Origin of the sequence: Nocardioides sp. 1609 (assembly GCF_004522105.1) — a bacterium.
Classification (GTDB): domain Bacteria; phylum Actinomycetota; class Actinomycetes; order Propionibacteriales; family Nocardioidaceae; genus Nocardioides.
In genome coordinates, this window is sequence record NZ_SPUJ01000003.1 from 276427 (window position 1) to 293404 (window position 16978).

At 74.6% G+C, this 16978-nt stretch carries 23 protein-coding genes; 13 read left to right on the forward strand and 10 right to left on the reverse strand.

Translation table 11 applies throughout. From position 1 onward, the window contains the following. Both E4623_RS07575 and E4623_RS07580 read right to left on the reverse strand, forming a co-directional pair. Positions 1-678, reverse strand: a complete 678-nt coding sequence (locus E4623_RS07575; protein ID WP_245154960.1) for a class I SAM-dependent methyltransferase — start codon at positions 676-678, stop codon at positions 1-3. Positions 679-698: 20 nt separating this feature from the next. Next, on the reverse strand, positions 699-1976 hold the full coding sequence (locus E4623_RS07580; protein WP_134765913.1) for an alpha/beta hydrolase: 1278 nt from the start codon (positions 1974-1976) through the stop codon (positions 699-701). 113 nt (positions 1977-2089) lie between these two features. On the opposite strand from E4623_RS07580, the gene E4623_RS07585 reads away from it, so the two are divergent. The 5 genes from E4623_RS07585 (at position 2090) to E4623_RS07605 (ending at position 6863) form a co-directional block, all read left to right on the forward strand. Continuing rightward, on the forward strand, positions 2090-2719 hold the full coding sequence (locus tag E4623_RS07585; RefSeq protein WP_134765914.1) for a SatD family protein: 630 nt from the start codon (positions 2090-2092) through the stop codon (positions 2717-2719). Then, positions 2716-3504: a hypothetical protein gene (locus tag E4623_RS07590; protein WP_134765915.1), complete on the forward strand. Its 789-nt coding sequence runs from the start codon at positions 2716-2718 to the stop codon at positions 3502-3504. Before E4623_RS07585 ends, E4623_RS07590 begins: the two co-directional genes overlap by 4 nt. Positions 3505-3612: 108 nt before the next feature. After that, complete coding sequence (locus tag E4623_RS07595; protein ID WP_134765916.1) at positions 3613-5100, forward strand: cryptochrome/photolyase family protein; 1488 nt, start codon at positions 3613-3615, stop codon at positions 5098-5100. Positions 5101-5122: 22 nt separating this feature from the next. After that, positions 5123-5638: a 2'-5' RNA ligase family protein gene (locus E4623_RS07600; RefSeq protein ID WP_134765917.1), complete on the forward strand. Its 516-nt coding sequence runs from the start codon at positions 5123-5125 to the stop codon at positions 5636-5638. 10 nt (positions 5639-5648) lie between these two features. After that, positions 5649-6863, forward strand: a complete 1215-nt coding sequence (locus E4623_RS07605; RefSeq protein WP_134765918.1) for a DUF480 domain-containing protein — start codon at positions 5649-5651, stop codon at positions 6861-6863. Between the two features lie 25 nt (positions 6864-6888). Here the strand turns inward: E4623_RS07605 and E4623_RS07610 are convergent, their stop codons facing one another. Further along, positions 6889-7329 (reverse strand): OsmC family peroxiredoxin, encoded by a 441-nt coding sequence (locus E4623_RS07610; protein WP_134765919.1) that lies wholly within the window; start codon positions 7327-7329, stop codon positions 6889-6891. 72 nt (positions 7330-7401) lie between these two features. Here E4623_RS07610 and E4623_RS07615 point away from each other — a divergent pair, with 72 nt between their 5' ends. Together E4623_RS07615 and E4623_RS07620 are read left to right on the forward strand one after the other, a co-directional pair. Next, a complete protein-coding gene (locus E4623_RS07615; RefSeq protein WP_134765920.1) occupies positions 7402-7848 on the forward strand; it encodes a MarR family transcriptional regulator in 447 nt (148 codons plus the stop codon). A gap of 28 nt (positions 7849-7876) precedes the next feature. After that, on the forward strand, positions 7877-8473 hold the full coding sequence (locus tag E4623_RS07620; protein ID WP_134765921.1) for a DinB family protein: 597 nt from the start codon (positions 7877-7879) through the stop codon (positions 8471-8473). Positions 8474-8501: 28 nt separating this feature from the next. Here the strand turns inward: E4623_RS07620 and E4623_RS23315 are convergent, their stop codons facing one another. The 3 genes from E4623_RS23315 to map form a co-directional block, all read right to left on the reverse strand. Then, positions 8502-8627, reverse strand: a complete 126-nt coding sequence (locus tag E4623_RS23315; protein WP_280633642.1) for a hypothetical protein — start codon at positions 8625-8627, stop codon at positions 8502-8504. Between the two features lie 80 nt (positions 8628-8707). Next, entirely contained in the window at positions 8708-9052 is a 345-nt protein-coding gene (locus E4623_RS07625; RefSeq protein ID WP_134766429.1) for a hypothetical protein, read from the reverse strand. Positions 9053-9129: 77 nt separating this feature from the next. After that, the gene (gene map / locus E4623_RS07630) at positions 9130-9897 is read right to left on the reverse strand and encodes a type I methionyl aminopeptidase (protein ID WP_134765922.1); all 768 of its coding nucleotides are present in this window, start codon (positions 9895-9897) and stop codon (positions 9130-9132) included. A 101-nt stretch (positions 9898-9998) separates the two neighbouring features. Here map and E4623_RS07635 point away from each other — a divergent pair, with 101 nt between their 5' ends. The 3 genes from E4623_RS07635 to E4623_RS07645 are packed head-to-tail and all read left to right on the forward strand — an operon-like array spanning position 9999 to position 12009. Then, the gene (locus E4623_RS07635; protein ID WP_134765923.1) at positions 9999-10604 is read left to right on the forward strand and encodes an ATP-dependent Clp protease proteolytic subunit; all 606 of its coding nucleotides are present in this window, start codon (positions 9999-10001) and stop codon (positions 10602-10604) included. Further along, complete coding sequence (locus tag E4623_RS07640; RefSeq protein WP_134765924.1) at positions 10601-11233, forward strand: ATP-dependent Clp protease proteolytic subunit; 633 nt, start codon at positions 10601-10603, stop codon at positions 11231-11233. The genes E4623_RS07635 and E4623_RS07640 overlap by 4 nt, the downstream gene beginning before the upstream one ends. Then, a complete protein-coding gene (locus E4623_RS07645; protein ID WP_134765925.1) occupies positions 11230-12009 on the forward strand; it encodes a maleylpyruvate isomerase family mycothiol-dependent enzyme in 780 nt (259 codons plus the stop codon). Before E4623_RS07640 ends, E4623_RS07645 begins: the two co-directional genes overlap by 4 nt. A gap of 4 nt (positions 12010-12013) precedes the next feature. Here the strand turns inward: E4623_RS07645 and E4623_RS07650 are convergent, their stop codons facing one another. After that, positions 12014-12337 (reverse strand): helix-turn-helix transcriptional regulator, encoded by a 324-nt coding sequence (locus tag E4623_RS07650; RefSeq protein ID WP_134765926.1) that lies wholly within the window; start codon positions 12335-12337, stop codon positions 12014-12016. 75 nt (positions 12338-12412) lie between these two features. On the opposite strand from E4623_RS07650, the gene E4623_RS07655 reads away from it, so the two are divergent. The 3 genes from E4623_RS07655 (at position 12413) to E4623_RS23320 (ending at position 14196) form a co-directional block, all read left to right on the forward strand. Then, positions 12413-12820 carry a VOC family protein gene (locus E4623_RS07655; protein WP_134765927.1) on the forward strand — a complete coding sequence of 136 codons (408 nt, stop codon included), beginning with the start codon at positions 12413-12415 and terminating at the stop codon, positions 12818-12820. A 36-nt stretch (positions 12821-12856) separates the two neighbouring features. Continuing rightward, positions 12857-13900, forward strand: a complete 1044-nt coding sequence (locus E4623_RS07660; RefSeq protein WP_134765928.1) for an LLM class F420-dependent oxidoreductase — start codon at positions 12857-12859, stop codon at positions 13898-13900. 164 nt (positions 13901-14064) lie between these two features. Next, on the forward strand, positions 14065-14196 hold the full coding sequence (locus tag E4623_RS23320) for a hypothetical protein (RefSeq protein WP_280633643.1): 132 nt from the start codon (positions 14065-14067) through the stop codon (positions 14194-14196). Between the two features lie 7 nt (positions 14197-14203). Here E4623_RS23320 and E4623_RS07665 read toward each other — a convergent pair whose 3' ends face one another. From E4623_RS07665 to E4623_RS07675, 3 genes are all read right to left on the reverse strand, one after another. Next, entirely contained in the window at positions 14204-14941 is a 738-nt protein-coding gene (locus E4623_RS07665; protein WP_134765929.1) for a BTAD domain-containing putative transcriptional regulator, read from the reverse strand. Positions 14942-15260: 319 nt separating this feature from the next. Beyond that, positions 15261-15956, reverse strand: coding sequence for a response regulator transcription factor (locus tag E4623_RS07670; RefSeq protein ID WP_134765930.1), 696 nt, complete (start codon positions 15954-15956; stop codon positions 15261-15263). Further along, complete coding sequence (locus E4623_RS07675; RefSeq protein ID WP_134765931.1) at positions 15935-16975, reverse strand: HAMP domain-containing sensor histidine kinase; 1041 nt, start codon at positions 16973-16975, stop codon at positions 15935-15937. The genes E4623_RS07670 and E4623_RS07675 overlap by 22 nt, the downstream gene beginning before the upstream one ends. Positions 16976-16978 lie beyond the last annotated feature (3 nt).

Below are 16978 nucleotides of genomic sequence, written 5' to 3' on the forward strand. Positions count from 1 at the left end.
TCAGCCGACGGGGTCGCCGGCGGCGCCGGTCGTGCGGCGGAGCACCCGCATCGAGCCGAGCGCCTCGACCTCGGTGAACGCGCCGCCCTCGAGGGCCCGCAGGAACACGTGGTACGGCGGGCGGCCACCGTCGGCCGGGTCGGGGAAGACGTCGTGGATCACCAGGAGGCCGCCGGTCATCACCCACGGCGCCCAGCCGGTGTAGTCGTTCTGGGCGTGCTCCTCGGCGTGGCCGCCGTCGATGAACAGCAGGCTCAGCGGCGTGCGCCAGTGGGCGCTGACGGTCGTGCTCCGGCCGACCAGCGCGACCACGAGGTCCTCCAACCCGGCCTCGGCGATGGTGCGCCGGAAGACGGGCAGGGTGTCCATCAGGCCGAGGTCGGGGTCGACCAGGGTCGGGTCGTGGTGCTCCCAGCCGGCCTGGTTCTCCTCCGAGCCGCGGTGGTGGTCCACGGTGAGGACGACGGCGCCCGGCGCCCCCGAGTCCCGGGCGGCCGCGCCGAGGTAGACCGCCGACTTCCCGCAGTAGGTCCCGACCTCCAGCAGCGGACCGTGGGCGACCCGCTCGACGGCGTACCGGTGCAGCAGCAGGCCCTCCGCGGGCGGCATGAAGCCCTTCGCGGCGAGCGCGTGGGCGAGCAGGTCGGCGGGCATCTCGGCGGGCATCTCGGGGGGCACGCCGGGCACCCTACGGCGCCTCAGCCGGCGCCCGGCTGCGGGTCGCTGACCTGGTCGTCGTGGTCGAGCCCGGCGCGCCAGGTGTTCCAGTGCCAGTGCAGGTACCGCTCGATCGCGCGGACGACCTGCGTCGAGCGGATCGACGGGAAGATGTCGAAGGCGTGCTGGGCGCCGGGGAGCTCGGCGTACACGACGCTGCGGCGGGACTGGTCGCGCAGCCGCCGCACGAGCTCGCGGGCCTGGTCGACGCCGACCATCGTGTCGGCGGTGCCGTGCAGCACGAAGAAGTCGGGGGCGTCCGCGGTGATCCGCAGGACCGGTGAGGCGGCCTCGAACGCCTCGGGCTCCTCGGCCCACCGCTTCCGCAGCACCGTCGGCGCCAGGAACCGGTCGCGCATCAGCTCGGCGCTGCGCAGGCCGGTGGCGCCGGCGAAGTCGTAGACGCCGTAGTGCGGGACGGCGCACTGCACCGAGGTGTCGGCGTCCTCGAAGCCGGGCTGCCACGACCGGTCGCCGGCCGTGAGCGCGGCGAGGGCGCACAGGTGGCCGCCGGCCGAGCCGCCGGTGATGGCGACGTACGACGGATCGCCGCCGTGGTCGGCGATGTGCTCCCTGATCCAGGCGATGGCCTGCTTGACGTCGATCACCTGCGCCGGGAACGGGTCGCGCGGCGCGAGGCGGTAGTTGATCGCGACGCAGACCCAGCCCCTCGACGCCAGGTGCTGCATGAGGGGAAGACCCTGCCGGTCCTTGGTGCCGACGACCCACGCGCCGCCGGGCACCTGGAGGAGCACGGGTGCGCCGCCCTCGGGCACGCCGCCCGCGGGTCGGTACACGTCGAGGAGTCCGCGGCTGCCGTGGTCGTTGTAGGCGATGTCACGCTCGACGACGAAGCCGGCGCGGGCCTGCTCGGTGAGCCGGAACGGGTTGAGCAGCGGGCGCCACGGGACGGCGAGGTCGGCCGGGGTCGACTGGGTGTCGAGCTGGTCGCGGTACTCCGGTCCCAGCGCCTCGGCGAGCGCGTCCTCGGCCACCGCGCCGGCGCGCCGGGCCTGGACGACCAGGAACGCCAGCCCGGCCGCGCTCGCCCCGGCCACGGCGAGCGCGCGGGGGTCCCGCCGGCCGCGCGCGAGCTGGGCGGCGGTGTCGGCCGCGGTGAGGGCGAGCAGGTGCGGAGCGAGCTCACCGGTGAGCCAGCCGGCGAAGAACGCCGGGAGACCGAACCGGAACCCGGGCAGCGGCCGGATCGCGTTCGCGGTGAGGGCGGCGGTCAGCAGGCGGCGTCGGAGGAACCCCATGGGATCCACGGTAGGCGGGCGGCTGGGCCCGGGCGCTCCGGGCCCAGGGGGCGCGCGGGCTCCGCGGTGAAGTCGATCGCTTCATTCGGAGCAAATGAAGGTATCGTGTTCACATGAGCGGAATGAACCACGTGGTGGTCATCGGTGACGTGGTCGGCTCCCGCGCCGCCGCCGACCGGCCCGGCCTCCACCGTGCCCTGGGCGCGGCCGTCGCGGCGGTGAACGGGCGCCGCGGGACCGACCTGCGGATCACCGTCGGCGACGAGTACCAGGGGACCGTCCCCAGCCTCGGGGTGGCCACCGCCGTCGCGCTGGACCTGCGGGTGACGCTCCTCCCGGCCCACGACGTGCGGCACGGGATCGGGCGCGGGCCCACCGCCGTCCTCGACCCCGCCGCGGGGATCGAGGACGGGCCCGGCTGGTGGGCGGCGCGGGCCGCGATCGAGGCCGTCAGCGGGCGAGCCTCGCGCGCGGCCACCCGCGGTGCGCGGACGGCGTACCGCTCGGCCGACGTCGAGGAGCCGGCGGGCGCGGTCGAGGCCGCGCTCCTCGCGCGTGACGAGCTCGTCGGGCGGCTCGACGAGCGGTCGCTGTCGGTGCTGCGTGGTCTGCTGGACGGACGGACGCAGCGCGAGCTCGCCACGGAGCAGGGGGTCTCGGCCTCGGCCGTCTCGCAGCGCGTCCGTCGCGACGGCATCGGCGTCGTGCTGGCGATGAGCGAGTGGTTGGAGGACCTGGCGTGACGTGGCTCGGACTGCTGCTGGTCGGGGTCGGCCTGACCGACCTCGTCTACTCCTGGACCCGACGCCCCCGCGTGGCCGAGGCGGCCGCGGCCGCGGCGGTGGTCGCCCTCGGGCTCGTCACCGGGGCCGGCTCGCTCGGCCCGGCCGGGGCCGGGGGAGCGGTCGGCGTGCTCGCGGTCGCCGTCGCGGCGGTGGCCTGGGGCGAGAGCGTCACGCACGGGTTCGGTGCGCGCCGCTACGGCCGTCCCCTGCTCGTGCTGGCGCTGGCGGTGGCCGGCGCCCTGCTGGCCTCGGCCGCGCCGGCACCGACCGGAGGGGTCCTGGCCGACTGGCTCGACGCCTCCGCCTTCCCGCTCCTGTCCGGCCTCGCCGGCGACCCGGGGCGGGCCGTGCTCGTCGCCGGCGTCCTGCTCGTCCAGCTGTCGACCGGCAACGTCGTGGTCCGCCTGGTGCTCGGCGCCACCGGCACCACGCACCCGCTGCGGTCCACCGCGGGCGCGGCACCGGCGCTCAAGGGCGGGCGCCTGCTCGGCCCGATGGAGCGGGTCTTCATCGTCGGTCTCGGGATGGCCGGCGAGGTCACGGCCGCCAGCGTCGTGATCGCGGCGAAGGGCCTGCTCCGGTTCCCGGAGCTGCAGGCCTCCCGCGACCCCGCCGCCCGGGCGCGCGGCGGCGGCACCGCCCCGCCGGAGCCGGGCATCCACGAGGTCACCGAGTACTTCCTCGTCGGCAGCTTCGTGTCGTGGACCGTGTCGCTCGTCTCGCTCGCCCTCGCGGCGGCGTGAGCCGGCACCGGCAGGTCCTCGCCGGCGCGAGGATCGGGTCGGCGACCTGGTCGACCTGCCGCCGCTCGGGGTGACCTGGTCGGAGCCGCCGCTCGCTACGGTCGCGGCATGGCCGACCGACCCGTGCGCCTCGTCCTCCCGCACCAGCTCTTCGAGACCCACCTCGACGCCCCGGCGGGGACGACGTTCGTGCTGGTCGAGCACGACCTGCTGTTCCGCCAGTACCGGTTCCACCGGCAGAAGCTGGTGCTGCACCGCGCGTCGATGGTGCGGTTCGCCGAGCGGCTGCGCGGCCGCGGGCACGAGGTGGAGCACCTGCGCACCGACGCCGCCACGACGTCGCGGGCCGCCCTGGCCGGCACGCTGCGCGCGCTGGGCGCCACCGAGGTCGGCGTGCACGACGTCGTCGACGACTGGCTGGGCCGCGACCTGGTCGCCGCCGTCGGCGACGCCGGGTTGACCCTCAGCGCCGACGACGTGCGCGAGACGCCGAACTTCCTCACCACCCGCGCCCAGCTCGCCGCCCACTTCGAGGGACGACGCCCGCGGATGAGCAGCTTCTACGAGTGGCAGCGGCGCCGCCTCGACGTCCTGATGGACGGCGACGGCCCGGTCGGCGGCCGGTGGTCCTTCGACGAGGACAACCGCAGGAAGCTGCCGCGGAACCACCCGGTGCCCGAGGCGCTGCCGCCCGACCGGCACCCCGCCGTCGACGACGCGATCGCCTGGGTGGACGAGGCGTTCCCCGACAACCCGGGCAACGCGGCGGCGTTCGCCTGGCCGACGAGCCACGCCGAGGCCTCGGCCGGCCTCGAGCAGTTCCTCGCCGAGCGGTTCCACGAGTTCGGTCCCTACGAGGACGCCCTGTCCACCGAGCACCCGTTCCTGTTCCACTCCCTGCTCACCCCCGGCCTCAACATCGGCCTCCTCAGCCCGCGCCACGTGCTGACCCGGGCCCTCGAGGTGGGCAGGGCCAACGACGTGCCGATCGCCAGCGTCGAGGGCTTCGTGCGGCAGGTCATCGGATGGCGGGAGTACATGCGGGCGACGTACGTGCTGCACGGACGCCGCCTCCGCAGCCGCAACCACCTCGCACACGCCCGCCCGCTGGCGCCCGGCTGGTGGACCGCCGAGACCGGTCTCGCGCCGGTCGACCACGTCGTCGGACGGGTGCTGGAGAACGGCTACGCCCACCACATCGAGCGGCTGATGGTGCTCGGCAACGCGATGGCCCTGCTGCGCACCGACCCCGAGGCCGTGCACGAGTGGTTCATGGAGATGTTCGTCGACGCCTACGACTGGGTGATGGTGCCCAACGTGCACGCGATGAGCCAGTTCTCCGCCGGCGCGGCCATCACGACCAAGCCCTACGTCTCGGGCAGCAACTACCTGCGGAAGATGGGTGACTACGGCTCGGCCGGCTGGGGGAGCGACTGGGCCGCCGACTGGGACGCCCTCTACTGGACCTTCGTGCGCGACCACCGTGAGGTCTTCGAGGGCAACGCCCGCGCGCACTTCGTGACGAGCGCCTACGACCGGATGGACGCCGCGACCAAGGCGGTCCACTCCCGGCGGGCGAAGCGGTGGCTGTCGTGACCCCCGCGGCCGGGGGTGCCTGATGCCGCGCCTGCACGCCCTCGAGCTGGTCCCGGACGCCGCCGGGGACGCCGCCGTCCGCGCCGACTGGCAGCGGCTCCGCGACGCCGGGCTGCCCTCGATGCTCGACCACCGCGGCACGACGAACGCGCCGCACGTCACGGTCGTGGCGGTGCCGGCGATCGCGGACCCGGACGAGGCCCGCGCCGTCGACCTGCTCGGCGCCCTGCTCCCGCTGACCGTGCGCGCGTCGGGGTTGGCGCTGCTCGGCGGCGTCCAGGTCACGGTGGCGCGCCTGCTCGACGTCGACGACGCCGTGGTGCGCGCGGTGCTCGACCTGCGCGCCTCGATGGCGACGTCCCCCGAGCGGCACCGGGGCTGGCTGCCGCACGTCAGCCTCGCGCGCCGGGTGCCGCGCGAGCGCACCCAGGAGGTCGTCGACGCGCTCGGCCCCGGCGAGGTGGCGCTCACCCTCACCACGCTGCGCCGCTGGGACCCCGAGGCGGGGACGGTGCGCACGCTCGCGGCGGCGCACTAGTCTGCGTCGCGTGAGCGACCTTCCCGTCCTGACCGCCGAGGAGCAGCGCGTCCTGGGGGTGCTCCTGGAGAAGGAGGTCACCGTCCCGGCGTCGTACCCGATGACCGTGAACGCCGTCCGCACCGGCTGCAACCAGTCGAGCAGCCGCGAGCCGGTGACCGACTACGACGAGCGGGTCGTCCACGAGACGCTGCGCACGCTCAAGCAGGGCGAGCTGGCCGCCGTCACGTGGGACGACAGGGGACGGCGCACCCTCAAGTACGTGCAGACGCTGAGCGTCCGGCTCGACCTCGCCGACGACGAGCGGGCCCTGCTCACGGTGCTGCTGCTGCGCGGCGCGCAGCCACCGGGTGCGCTGCGCAGCCGCACCGAGCGGCTGCACCCCTTCGCCGACCGCGACGAGGTCGCGGCCTGCCTGCAGCGGATGGCCACCCGGGAGCAGCCGCTGGTCGAGCAGCTGCCGCGCCAGCCCCGTGAGCAGGACGCCCGGTGGGTGCACCTGCTCGGTCCGGTCGACCAGGTGTCGGCGGCTCCGGTCGGGGCCGCACCCGACGTCGACCGCGACGTCGTGATCGCGGGCGGCGCGGACGTCCGGGACGCCAAGGTGCGGGCGTCGTACGGCGCGATCGCCGCGTCGTACGCCGACGCGCTCACCGACGAGCTGGCGGACCTGCCGTTCGAGCGCTGGCTGCTCGACCGGGTGGCCGCGCACGCCGGCACCGACCCCGTGGTCGAGGTCGGGTGCGGGCCGGGACACGTGACGGCGTACCTCGCGGACGCGGGCGCGGACGCCACCGGGATCGACCTCACGCCCGAGATGGTCGAGGAGGCCCGGCGCCGCTTCCCCGACGGCGTGTACGAGGTCGGCGACCTGCGCGCCCTGATGCGGCCGCTGAACGGTTCGGGGTGGGCCGCCGTGCTCGGCTGGTACTCGCTGATCCACCTCGCGGCCTCCGAGCTGCCCGGTGCCGTCGAGGCGCTGGTGCGCCCGGTCCGGGGCGACGGGTGGCTGGTGCTCGCGCTGCACGCCGGCGCGGAGGTCAGGACCAACAGCTCCTGGTTCGACCAGGAGGTCGACCTCGACTTCGTCTTCCACGAGCCGGCGGACGTCGTCGCCGTGCTCGAGCGGGCCGGGCTGGTCGACGTCGAGTGGTACCGCCGCGGGCCGGTGTCGGCCCGCGGCGAGTCCACGGAACGGCTCTACGTCCTCGGTCGCAAGCCGTAGCGAACCCCGCGGGATGGGGAGCCGGTTAGGCCTCGAGCGAGGCCTCGAGGGTGATCTCGACCCCGGTGAGCGCCTTGCTGACCGGGCAGCCCTGCTTGGCGGTCTCGGCGGCCGCGCGGAAGCCGGCCTCGTCGAGCCCCTCGACCTCGCCGACGACCTTGAGGGTGATCCCGGTCAGCCGGAAGCCGCCGTCGGGGTCCGGGCCGAGCGTCACGTCGGCGGTCACGTCGAGTGCCTGCGGGGTGCCGCCGGCGGTGGCGATCTCGTTGGACAGGCTCATCGCGTAGCACGCGGAGTGGGCAGCGGCGATCAGCTCCTCGGGGCTGGTGGCGCCCCCGGCGTCGTCGGCCGCGCGCTTCGGGAACGAGACGTCGTAGGTGCCGGCCCGGGAGCTGGTGAGCTCCACCTGGCCGGAGCCCTCCTGGAGCGAGCCGTTCCAGGCGGTGCGGGCGGTGCGTGTGGGCATCGGGGTGTCCTCTCGAGGTGGTGAGCAGTTCTGTCGTACACAAGATACTTGCGAACACGTAATATTCCAGGCATGCCCGACGACGACCTCGACGACTTCCTCTGCTTCGACCTCTACGCCGCCTCGCGGGCCGTGACGGCCGCGTACCGTCCGATCCTCGGCGAGCTGGGCCTGACCTACCCGCAGTACCTCGTGCTCGCGGTGCTGTGGGAGCGCGACGAGCGGCGGATCAAGGAGCTGTCGACGGTGCTGCGCCTCGACCACGCCACCCTCACCCCGCTGCTGCGCCGCCTCGAGTCGGCGGGGTTGCTGACCCGTCGGCGCAGCGCGGACGACGAGCGCGCGGTCGTCGTCGCTCTCACCGCGGACGGACGTGCGCTGAGCGCGCACGCCGAGGACGTCCGCTGTCGGATCGCGGAGGCCGTGGGCCTTCCGCTCGAGGACGTCGAGGTCCTGCGCACCCTGCTGCGCCGGGTGTCGGCCGCGGTCAGCCCCGCACCGGCGGCCCCGCGCCCGTAGGGGGACCCGACGGTGCGAAGGTGGGGTCATGACGCTGCCCGACCCGAAGGACACCCTCGTCGAGTACCTCCAGACCGCCCGCGAGGCGCTGCTGTGGAAGCTCGACGGACTCGACGAGCACGACGTACGGCGCCCGCTGACGCCGACCGGCACCAACCTGCTCGGCCTGGTCAAGCACGTCGCCAGCGTCGAGCTCGGCTACTTCGGCGACACCTTCGGTCGCCCGAGCCCGGTGCCGCTGCCCTGGCACGCCGACGACGCCGACCCGAACGAGGACCTCTGGGTCCCCGCCTCGGAGTCCCGGGACTTCGTCGTCGGGCTCTACCGCACGGCCTGGGCGCACGCCGCCGAGACGTTCGCGAGCCACGACCTCGCGTCGGTGGGGCGGGTGCCGTGGTGGCCGGCCGAGGACGCCGCCGTCACGCTGCACCAGGTGCTGGTGCACACGACGACCGAGACCTACCGTCATGCCGGGCACGCCGACATCCTGCGCGAGCTCATCGACGGCAGTGCCGGGCGGCGGGCCGGCGACCCCAACCTGGACGACGGGTACGACTGGCCCGGCCACGTCGCCCGGGTGGCGGCGGCGGCCCGGGACGCAGCAGACCCGCAGCTGCGGCACTGAGGCCGCCCACGGGTCGGGGCGCGCGGCGTCAGACGACGCGCGTGCGCGTCGGGCTGGCGACGCTCCCGACGGGGTAGTCGTCGAGCTCGGCGGCGGCCGTGCCGATCCCGTCGGAGTGGTCGTTTGGGGCCTGGGCGTCGTCGGTGCCGATCATGGCTCCAGCCTAGGCAGCCGCGGCGGGCGCGGGCGCGAGATCGGCGATCTGGCCGTGTCTCGTCAGTCACACGCCGTCCTTCAGCGCAGGACGACGACCAGCCCGACGACCGTGGGCACGAACCCGAGCAGCAGCCACGGGCTGAGCACCGGCCGGCGGTGGATGACGAAGGCGGCCGCGAAGGCCACCACGCCGAAGCCGCCGCCGAGGATGCACAGGCCGACCTGCGCGACCCGCTCGGAGTCGTCGATGAAGACCGCCGCGAGCACCAGCCCGATCGCGAGGTGGAAGATCGTCGTCCCGACCAGGACCGACAGCACCGTCCGCTGCACCCGCTCCAGCCGCGCCACCTCCTCCGGCGTCGCCCGCTTGCGGGGCACCGACGGGTCGATGAGGTGCTTCGACCGTCGCTCGGGCTGCTGCATGCTCACGGCACGAGCCTAGAGGCCGGGCCTCGAGGGCGGGCCCGGAGGCCGGGCCGTGGAGGTCGGACCCGCCCGGGTCAGCCGCGGGCGGTGAGGACCAGCGGCCCGTCGGCGGTGATCGCCACCGTGTGCTCCATGTGGGCGCCTCGCGAGCCGTCGGCGCTGCGGAGGGTCCAGCCGTCGGGGTCGGTGTAGATCGCGTCGGTGGTGTGCATGAACCAGGGCTCGATCGCGATGACCAGGCCCTCCTTGAGCTTGAACCCGCGGCCGGGCCGGCCGTCGTTGGCCACGTGCGGGTCGCCGTGCATCGTGCGCCCGACGCCGTGCCCGCCGAACTGCAGGTTGACGCCGAGTCCGGCGGCGCGCGCGACCTCGCCGATGGCGTGCGAGATGTCACCCATCCGGGCGCCGGGGCGGGCCCACTCGATGCCGGCGTCCAGGGCGCGGCCGGTGACCTCGATCAGTCGGAGGTCCTCCTCGCGCGGCGTGCCCACGACGACGGAGACGGCGGAGTCGGAGACCCAGCCGTCGACGGAGGCGGCGAAGTCGACGGAGAGCAGGTCGCCGTCCTTCAGGACGTAGTCGTGGGGGAGCCCGTGCAGGACGGCGTCGTTGACCGAGGTGCACAGCACCTTGCCGAACGGGGAGGCGCCGAAGCTGGGGTGGTAGTCGATGTAGCAGGACTCGGCGCCGGCCTCACGGATCATCTCGTGTGCGATCGCGTCGAGCTCGAGGAGGTTCATGCCGACGTCGGCCCGCTCCGCGAGCGCGGAGATCACCGAGGCGACGAAGCGGCCGGCGGGGCGCATCTCCTCGATCTGGGCAGGGGTCCTGAGCTCGATCACGCGGCTACGGTAGTCGGTCGGCCGGCGGGGTTCCGCCGCGGGCGGATCCGCTCCGAGCAGATTCCCTGGGCGGGGCGACCCACGGCTCGCAGGCTGGAGCCATGACCACCACCGCGACCGGCCTCAGCGCCGCCGACCGACTGCTGCACCAGCGGATCATCGTCCTCGGCCAGGAGGTCGACGACGAGATCGCCAACAAGATCTGCGCCGAGCTGCTGCTGCTCTCCGCGGAGGACCCGCACCGCGACATCAGCCTCTACGTGAACTCGCCGGGCGGCTCGGTCTCGGCCGGCCTGGCCGTCTACGACACGATGCGGCTGATCCCGAACGACGTCGCGACCCTGGCGATGGGCCTGGCCGCGAGCATGGGGCAGTTCCTCCTCACCGCCGGCACTCCGGGCAAGAGGTTCGCGCTCCCGAACAGCCGGATCCTCCTGCACCAGGGCTCGGCCGGGATCGGCGGCACCGCCGTCGACATCGAGATCCAGGCCGAGAACCTCGAGCACATGAAGAACGTGATGATGGCGATCACCGCCGAGCACACCGGCCAGCCGGTCGAGAGGGTGGAGCGCGACGCGCTGCGCGACCGCTGGTTCACCGCCGAGGAGGCGCGCGACTACGGGTTCGTCGACCACGTGCTCACCGAGGTCGCCTCGGTGGTGCCGTCGCGGGCGGGCATCGCGTTCGGGATGGAGCGCTCGGCATGAGCAGCTACACCATTCCCAGCGTCGTCGAGCGGACGGTGCGCGGCGAGCGCGCCGTCGACGTCTACAGCCGCCTCCTGGGTGACCGGATCGTCTACCTCGGCACCGAGGTCGACGACGGCGTCGCGAACGTCGTCATCGCCCAGCTGCTGCACCTGGAGTCCGAGAGCCCCGACCAGCCGATCAGCCTGTACCTCAACTCGCCGGGCGGCAGCGTCACCGCGGTGCTGGCGATCTACGACACCCTGCAGTTCATCCGGTCCCCGGTGGCGACCACGTGCGTGGGCCAGGTCGGGTCGTCGTCCGCCCTGCTGCTCGCGGCGGGGGAGCCGGGACGGCGCACGCTGCTGCCGCACGCGCGCGTCGTGCTCGACCAGCCGGCCGGCGGCGGGCGCGGCACGCTGCCCGACCTCGCCGTGCAGGCCAAGGAGATCGTCCGGCTGCGCGGGGAGATGGAGGGCCTGCTGAGCCGGCACACCGGCGTCGACGTCGGCCGGCTGCGTCTCGACACCGACCGCGACCTGGTGCTGACCGCACCGGCCGCCGTCGCGTACGGGATGGCGGACGCCGTCCTCGACAGCCGCAAGGGCGCGCCGTCGGTTGCCGCCCGCTCGCTACCCTCGCCAGCATGACCCTCGCCGATCGCGTCATCAGCTCGCTCCGCTCGCGCCACGACGACCTCGCCGGCCTGGTGGCGACCCTCGACGACGCGGCGCTCACCGCCCCGAGCGGCGCGTCGGAGTGGCGGGTCTGCGACGTGCTGTCCCACCTCGGCAGCGGCGCCGAGATCACCCTGCGGCCCGTGGCCATGGCTGCGACGGGCGCCGAGGTGCCCTCGGACGGACCGCAGGCCGTGTGGGACCGCTGGAACGCGCTGTCGCCGCGTGAGCAGGCGACGGGGTTCATCGAGCACGACGAGGTGCTGGTCGCGACGCTCGAGGGCCTCGACGACGAGCAGCGCCGGTTGCTGCAGGTCGACCTGGGCTTCCTGCCGGCCCCGGTGCCACTGGTGCTGGCGGCCGGGATGCGGCTCAGCGAGGTGGCGCACCACGACTGGGACGTCCGTGTCGGGTTCGACCCGGAGGCCGGCCTCGACGAGGAGGCGGCAGGGACGCTGCTCGAGCTGCACGCCGGACCGATGGCGATGATGCTCGGCTTCTCGAGCCGCCCGGACGCCGTCGCCGAGCCGGTGGTCCTCGCGGTGGCCGGGCACGGCCTGTCGATCGGCGACGGCGTCGAGCTGGTCGCGGAGCCCCCGGTCGCGCCGACGGCGACCTTCAACGGACCGGTGGAGGCGTTCGTCCGGCTGCTGGCCGGCCGACTCGGTCCGGAGCACACGCCCGGCGACGTCGAGGTGGCGGGCAACGTCACCCTCGACGGGCTCCGCGCCGTCTTCCCGGGGTACTGACCGGTCAGGCCGCGAGGGCGACCGGGCCGGTGGGCCCGAGGGCCCGGCTGACCCGGCTGGTGAGCTCGACGAGCCGCAGCCCGAGCGCACCGTGCACGGCACCGAGGATCTCCGAGCTCGGCTCCTTCAGCCCGCGCTCGACCTCGGAGAGGTACTGCACCGAGATGCCCGCCTCGCCGGCGACGTCGGCGAGCGTGCGGTCCTGGCGCCGGCGCTCGGCCCGCAGCTCGTGGCCGACGACCTCGCGCCAGAGGGGCTCGGGCTGCCGGCGCCCGGGCTCGTGGTGCGGGGGGTGCGGGGGGTGCGGAAGTGCGAGGAGGTCACCCATGTCCGGAGGCTAGGCGCCCGGGCGCCGGGCCGGAAGGTCTGTTCGCGACGGGTGAACGCGCACTAGGTTCGCGACGTGCGAGGACGCGACGCGGGCGAGGAGAGCACCGAGCGGTGGGAGCGCACGGACTGGTGGGGCGTGCAGGTCGAGGCGCCGGACCCGCGGGCGGTCGGCCGCTTCTACAGCGAGCTGCTGGGCTGGCGGATCCACCACGAGGACGACGACGAGGTGGTCCTCGACGCCGGTCAGGGCGTCGCCTACCTGGGGTTCCAGCGGGCCGGGGCCGCCTACGAGCCGCCGGTGTGGCCCGCGGAGCCGGGGCGCCCGCGACAGATGCTGCACCTCGACTTCGAGGTGGGCGACCTGGACGCCGCCGTCCAGCACGCCGTCGAGCTCGGTGGCCGGCTCGTCGAGCACCAGCCGCAGGACGACGTGCGGGTGCTCCTCGACCCGGCCGGCCACCCGTTCTGCCTGTACACGTGAGCGGCGACCCGCGCCGCGTCGTGCCAGAGTGAGCCCATGAAGCTGGGACTGCAGCTGGGGTACTGGGGCGCGCGACCGCCCGAGGGCGTCGCCGAGCTCGTCGCCGCCGCGGAGGAGTCGGGGTTCGACGCGATCTTCACCGCCGAGGCCTGGGGCTCGGACGCGTTCACGCCGCTGGCGTGGTGGGGCCGGGAGACCACGCGGGTCCGGCTGGGCACCTCGATCGTGCAGATGTCGGGGCGGGCACCGACCTCGATCGCCATGCACGCCCTGACGCTCGACCACCTCAGCGGCGGTCGGGTGGTGCTGGGCATGGGCGTGAGCGGGCCGCAGGTCGTCGAGGGCTGGTACGGCGAGCCGTTCGCCAAGCCGCTGGCCCGCACCCGTGAGGTCGTCGACATCGTCCGCCTGGTGCTGGCGAGGGAGGCACCGGTCACCAGCCCCGGGCCGCACCACCCGCTGCCGTACGCCGGCCCCGGCGCCGTCGGCCTGGGGCGCGCGCTGAAGCCGATCGTGCACCCGCTGCGTCCCGACATCCCGATCTGGCTGGGCGCCGAGGGGCCGAGGAACGTCGCCCAGACCGCCGAGATCGCCGACGGCTGGATCCCGCTGTTCTACACACCCGGCTCGGCCCACCTGTACCAGCCGTGGCTCGACGAGGGGTTCGCGCGGCCGGGCGCCCGGCGCACGCGGGAGACCTTCGAGATCGCCGCGACCTGCCACCTCCAGGTGGTCGACTCGGCTGCGGGCAAGCAGCAGGTGCTCGACTCCCTCAAGCCGATGGTCGCGCTCTACATGGGCGGGATGGGCGCCGCCGAGGCGAACTTCCACAACCAGGTCTTCGTGCGGATGGGCTACGAGAGCCTGGCCGCCGAGGTCCAGACCCACTACCTCGCCGGGCGCCGCGACGAGGCGACCGCGCTGATCCCCGACGAGCTCGTCGACGACATGCACATCGTCGGCACGCCGTCCGAGGTCGTCGAGCGGGTCGCGCACTGGGAGTCGACCGGTGTCACGACGCTGCTGCTCAGCATCACCGACCCCGCCGAGGTGCGCCGGGTGGCCGAGCTGCTGGCCTGAGGTCGTCGGCACGAGCCGCGACCCGACCCGCGCTCGACCAGCGGGACGACGCACCGGGCCCCGCTCGCCGCGGGCGGACAACCCGGCGGGAGGTGGTGCCGCAGGCGCGGAGCACCTGTACTGGGGGCACGCCTACGGAACGGAGGAGCGAGATGTCGGGACGCATGATTGCCGGAGGAGTGCTGGTGCTGGTCGTGGTGGTCGGGGCCATCCTGGTCCTGGTCGGCAGCCGCGCGGGCGGCGACGCCGAGACGCGGGGCGCGGACCGGCCCGTGGTGCAGCTGCGCGCCGTCTGAGGCGGCGTCAGCCGGTCCGGCCACGCAGCAGGCTCAGGTGCAACGCACGGGTCTGCTCCGACGGGTCGGCGCCGAGCTCGTCGGCGAGGTGCCGCCGGAAGGTCTCGAAGACCCGGAGGGCGGCGCCGATCTCGCCGAGGTCGGCGTGGGCCCGCATCAGGGCCCGGTGCGCGGTCTCCGAGGACGGGGCGACCCGGGCCGCCGTGCTCGCGAACTCCAGGGCGTCACGGGGTCGCTCGAGGGCGAGGGCGGCGTCGGCGGCGTCGCACAACATCTCGTGCCGGCGCAGCGCCAGCCGCTCACGCTCGGCGACCGCCCACGCCGCGTGGTCGTCGTGGGCGTGGAAGTCGCCGCGGTAGTGCCGTTCCGCGATCCGGGTCAGGGCCATCACCCGCTCCACGTCGCCGGCACGGGACGCCGCCGCGGCGTCGGCGCCGTTGCGGTGGTAGTGCCCGACGTCGACCCAGGCGCCCTGCAGCACCAGCGAGTCCGGCTGGCGGACGACGCAGTGCGTGCCGATCACCCGCCGGATCTGGCTGCTGGCCGTGCGCAGGCTGCCCTGGGCCCGCGCGACCGGAGCGTCGGGCCACAGCGTCGCCAGCAGGCTGTCGACCCGGACCGGCCGGTCGTTCTCGAGCGCGAGCAGCCGCAGGAGGTCCGCGGTCTTGCCCGTGCGCCACGCTCGCGGCTCGACCAGCGTGCCGTCGGGGCGCAGCACCTCGAGACCACCGAGCATGCGGATCATGATCAGGTGCACGATGCCTTTCCCCGGCCGTTGCCGCCCGCGCGGCCCCGTTCCGACGGCCTGCCGATCGTAGACGACGGGGGCGCCGCGGTGGCGTCGAAAGTCGGCAAGGGGCCCCGGAGGTCTGGACCGGGGGCCTGCCGTCCCGCCGCCGTGGGTGACTTCGGAGAGGCAGGCCCCGGCGCACCACGGACGAAGGCCGGTTCCTGGGGGATCGGACCGACCACCGCGTGCATGCTCCACGCTGGCGGGTCGGGACCGGCCGGCGCATCCCCAAACCGAGTGACACCGGGGCCGGCGCCGCGGGCGCGGTGCGGCCTCACAGCCGGTCACGCATGGCCGGGGGCCGCCACCGCGCCTTCATCGCGGCGCCGACGGCGGCGATCTGCGACGACACCTCGAGCTTCGACAGGATCGACTTCACCTGGGTCCGGACCGTCGCCTCGGAGACGAACGACTCCCGGGCGATCTCGCGCACCGTCCGTCCGGCCATCAGCCGCGCGAGCACCTCGCGCTCGCGGGTCGTGAGCGACTCGAGGCGCTCCCGGGTGTGCTGCAGCCAGCGGTTCTCGTCGTGGAAGGCCGCGACGAGGAGGTCGCGCTCCTCGCGCGGCATCACCCGCTGACCCTCGCCGATGCGCCGGATCGTCGCGAGGATCGTGTTCAACGGCGTCGACTTGGGGAGCACGGTGCGGGCGCCCTGCCGCACGCAGTCGCCCCAGCGTGCGCGGTCGGTCGACGCGGTGACCACGACGACCGCCACGGAGGCGTCGACGAGCGGCGTGATCAGCCGGACGCCGTCGCCGGCCGGGCCGAGGTCGAGGTCGAGGAGGGCGATCCGTGGCCGGCTCCGGAGCGCAGCGGTGACCAGGTGCGCGGTCGTCATCGGCGCCGACGTCGGGGACACGCGGTGCACCTGGTGGCCCTCGAGCGTGAGCGCCACGTCGAGCGCCTCGGCGAACAGCGCGTGGTCCTCGATGAGGACGATGCGGGTCAGGCCGAGAGAGCGGGGCACAGGCTGGTCCGGTCGTCGGCCACGAGGTCGATCACGAAGGTCGCCCCGGAACCCGGCGGGGTCGGCTCGAGGGACAGGCGGCCGCCGGCCTCGGCGGCGAGCCGGTGCGCGATGTGCAGTCCGAGACCGTGACCTCGGGAGCGCTCTCCGCGGGCGCCACGCTCGAAGAGGTGTCCGGCGAGCGCGGGCGGCACGCCGGGGCCACGGTCGCTCACGACGATGCGGACCAGCTCGGGGCCGCCGGCGTCCGCACGGTGCCCTGCGCCGCCGTCGGCGACGACCTCGACGCCGACCTCCCGGCCGGCGCCGTGCGCCACGGCGTTCTCGAGGAGCACGTGCACCATCTCGGCGACGTCGTCGGCGCGGGCGAGGACCCGCCGCGTCGTCCCGGCCCAGCGGACCGCGTGACCGCGGACCTCCAGGCTGGTCACGAGCGGGTCGATGACGTCGTGCAGGTCGACGGTGGTCACCTCGCCCTCCTCACGAGCCGGGGAGACGAGCCGCTCGAGGCGACCGATCTCGCTGTCGTACATCCGGGCGAGCCGGGCCTGGATCCCGGCCGGGAGCGCGATGGCGCCGTCGTGCAGCAGCCGGTGCGAGAGCGCGATCCCCGTGACGGTCGCGCGGAGCTCGTGCAGCCGCTCCTGCTCACGACCGAGGGCGGCCTCGGCGGCCAGCACCCGACGCGCGGCGTCACCGAGGTCGTCGAGGTCGCCCACGTCGTCGAGGTCGCCCACGTCGTCGAGGTCGCCCGGGTCGCCCCCGCCGCCGTCGGGCTCGCCGTCGCTGCGGCGCCGGCGCAGGCGCAGGACCAGCAGGACGGCGGCGCCGAGCAGCAGCTCGGTCTGGCCCCAGCGCACCAGCAGCTCGGAGCCGGCGCTCGACGGTCGGGCCAGGAAGCTGGCCGCCAGCGCGGCGGCCGTGACGACCGCGACCGCGACGGCCGTCGTCCGCGGCGGGTCGAGGTACCGGCCCCGCCGTCTCGAACCTGGTGCGATGAATGCTTGATCGATGCTCATGTG